Origin of the sequence: Proteus sp. G2669 (assembly GCF_009915245.1) — a bacterium.
Lineage (GTDB): Bacteria > Pseudomonadota > Gammaproteobacteria > Enterobacterales > Enterobacteriaceae > Proteus.
This window is the reverse complement of record NZ_JAABLX010000007.1, coordinates 1-3,312: the sequence shown is the minus strand read 5'-3', so window position 1 is coordinate 3,312 and position 3,312 is coordinate 1. Positions and strand designations below refer to the sequence as shown.

General features: G+C 31.8%; 3 protein-coding genes and 1 pseudogene. All 4 read right to left on the bottom strand.

Features of this window, described 5'->3' with window-relative positions; genetic code table 11:
- Positions 1 to 900: pseudogene (locus GWI68_RS00470) on the bottom strand (type VI secretion protein VasK); the annotation flags it as partial.
- Between the two features lie 351 nt (positions 901 to 1,251).
- Positions 1,252 to 2,409: a hypothetical protein gene (locus GWI68_RS00465; RefSeq protein ID WP_166539076.1), complete on the bottom strand. Its 1,158-nt coding sequence runs from the start codon at positions 2,407 to 2,409 to the stop codon at positions 1,252 to 1,254.
- 4 nt (positions 2,410 to 2,413) lie between these two features.
- Positions 2,414 to 2,680: a PAAR domain-containing protein gene (locus tag GWI68_RS00460; RefSeq protein WP_109409733.1), complete on the bottom strand. Its 267-nt coding sequence runs from the start codon at positions 2,678 to 2,680 to the stop codon at positions 2,414 to 2,416.
- Between the two features lie 23 nt (positions 2,681 to 2,703).
- Positions 2,704 to 3,312, bottom strand: a 609-nt coding sequence (locus GWI68_RS00455; RefSeq protein WP_347877515.1) for a DUF6708 domain-containing protein, incomplete at its 5' end; no start/stop codon positions are given.

The following is a 3,312-nucleotide window of genomic DNA, read 5'->3' as shown; positions in this document are numbered from 1 at the left end:
AACCACCATACCAATCCCCCACAGTGTCATGGCAGTGGCAACGGTATATTGCAAAATACGTTTGGAGTTTAGACCTATAGGTGATGCTTTTAACTGATAGGGTAATTGTGAATTTGCTGCCATTAGTGCTTTCCAATGGGAATTGGATACCCATTGATTATTTTGTGATGAAGTTGCAGACACATTATTGTTAACAGCCGTACTAAAGAGCACACCAGCGAACGGCAACGAGCGATAACCCGATAAAAGCGGTGCCAAAGTATTGGCGAGTTTTTCACATCCTTCATGTTGAAGAAAACGCGCTAATGCTAATAGGTAAGTTTGTGTTTGGTTATGCAAGACAGCTTGTGTGCCTTGTTCCATTAATGCGGGTAAAAGCGTTTTTAAATCATTGGAAAGCATTTCAGAGGTGGCTTTTAAAGGGGCTGAATAAAGGACTGTGGGTGCTTCATTTGTTGTTATTTCACCGTTATTACTGATATTCCAAAGCCAAATGGGGGCTTGCCAGCGTAATTGACGAAATAGCTGGTGGAAATAGCGGCTCGCTGTATCTGTATTGGTCGGATTTAAGTAATTAAATAAGGAATGACCCAGCGGTTGTTGCGATAAGTTATTTTCTGACACCCAAATAACCGCATCGAGCGGACGACGTCGGCGCAGTTGTTTTAAATCTTGAATTAAATTTTCATCAATACTTTGATGGATATCACCACCATAGATAAGTAACGTCCCATTGTTTTCTTGCCAGATGTCCGCTGTTAGATTAGGAGTGAGTTTTTCGATAGATGTCGAGGTGCCGATGAGGAGTTGGATTGTTATTTTTCTGCGCCAGAAAGTGCTGTAGTAATTTTTACTATAGTCAATAATATTATTTATAAAGCTGGTATTAGCATAATCCATCTGGACCTGTGACTTGATATTTTTATTTTCCCCTCTAGCATTACTATAGTTAAACTTCCCAATATATCGAGCAATTATAAATAAAAATGCAATACTAAAAAATACAATAACCATTGTAATTAAAGTTTTTTTTAAAAAAATATTTTCTTGAATAGAATATTTTATTGTGTCAATGGCATTTAGTGAGCATAGCAGGATAAATAAAAAACAAATTACACCAATAAACAGTAGCAGTATAATTACCCATGTTTTTTTTAAAATATTTCTAAAATAGAAAAACCTCATATCCATGCCTTTGCTCCGCTATAATATTAATAAGCTTTAAGAAAGCTTAGTTTAATGGATTAACAATTAAAATATTTTTTTATCAATTAATAGTTGTGGAGATTTTTCTTTAATTAATTGAGTTGTAGTGATATAAACATTCACCCAAGGAGATGCATTATGTGTATATCCGATACTACGATTAATATCGTATAATACAGTGTGACGACTAATATCTGATGATAAAATTTTTATTTTTATTTCATTCTCATGATTATCTTGTAAATTTGTTAGCCATATATCTTTTAATTTATTTTTATCAAGATCGCTCCATATCGCTACAGTATTAATTTTTTCATTAAATAGGTCGAAAATATTTTTATTTTCAACCAATTCTGGACGATGAATTTTTGCTATCCCCTTAATTGGATGATAGTTAGAAAAAGAAAATAATTGTGCAGTAGCTACTTCACTATGATAATTAATAGGAGTATCAAAAGAATAAATATTAATTACAAGTAAAAAATCAAATAATTTAGGGCTATCTAACCAATTATCAATTAAATCTATTTTTACCTCTTCTGTATAGCTAACATCATAGGCTCTTTCTATTCTTTGAGCTAATATCTCATCAATCTCTAGTTTTTCATCATCTGAAAAATTAGAATAGTTAGATGATATTATTATATTAAATTTAGCATCATCAGAAATTTGATATATTTTAGATATTAATGATGGTTCTATTAATAATTTATTTAACCTATTTATTATTCTAGTAACATTATTCTCCTTAATATCAGAAAATTGAGAGCAATAAATAACATTGCCATCTAATTGATATGAAGGTAATAACGATGATTTACCAACCACTATTTGAGTCGATAAATCTTTACAATTTTCGAGATAAGGTAATATCATTGTTTGACTTAATAAGGTTATATATCTCTGTCCAATGATAATCAGATTATCTCTATCTTCTTCTCTTTTTTTATCCCACCCATCAGCTATAAATTGATGCAATATATAAAATAAATATCTGAAAAAACAGAGGCCAACCCACACTAAAAAGGTTAAAAAAGATATTTGTAAAACTGATATCTTTTTTATATTAAGAAAAGGAAAGATAAAGTAATTAATAAAATTAATAAAACATAATAAAAAAACAAAAAACTTTCCCCACGTTTTTATGGAGGGCAGTGAATGGCGTTTTGCTTTTGGTGGTAAAGATGATAAATCAACAGGCATAAGTTTATTGACTCACTTTAGCTTTAGAAAGAGAAGAAATTAATGTACAACCACAGCTACATTTATATCCATCGAAAGCAACAGGAATACCATCATCTAAAAATGTGGGATGACCTTGAGCTATTACAACATTATCATGCCCTTTTTTAGGGCAGTAAACAGCATCACCTAAACGTGCAACACCAATACCATTAAATATCATAGAAGATGATCCTGATAATACATAGCCTCCGCTACTATTCTTATCACCGATGCGAATAATTCCTTTCATTATTTAATACCTTAAAGTGACTTTTAATAAAATGCTTTCCAGAGATCTTTAGGATTCGTTTTTTCATTTAAGATATAAGGATCATTAGGGTCTATTTTGCACTGCTCTTCTATTTCCTGTGGCCAAATAGGACGGCGACTGGTTAAGATTGCAATATAGCGAGGAATACTAATAATAAAAATAATTGGAGACATCAATGGCATTAAAATTTTCAACATACCTTTAAATAACGTGCTGACATAAAAGAACGTGAATCCATAACTTTCTTTTTTATTGGCTATCGGTAAACAAAATTCAACTTGTTGAATAATATTCTCAGGCCCTTCTTCCATATAACGTCGAATAAATTCCCAATGATATTTTAGTAATTCAAAATTACCGGTGGAGGCAGGAAGGCAAAAGGTATCAACAATAGTTTTATTATCATCAGCAAGAACATGCCCACTAATATAATAGTCGTTTTTCATACTTTTAGCGTAATCAAGTCCCGTGGTGAAAAATACTTTCTTCCAAGGTACTGAAATAATAGAACCATCAGTGCGAAAGGCGTAAACCATTTGATTTTTACGATCAAAACGTAATGGGTAGTGTGTCCATGCAAACCACTCTGTTTTCAGTAAAGAGAACATAAA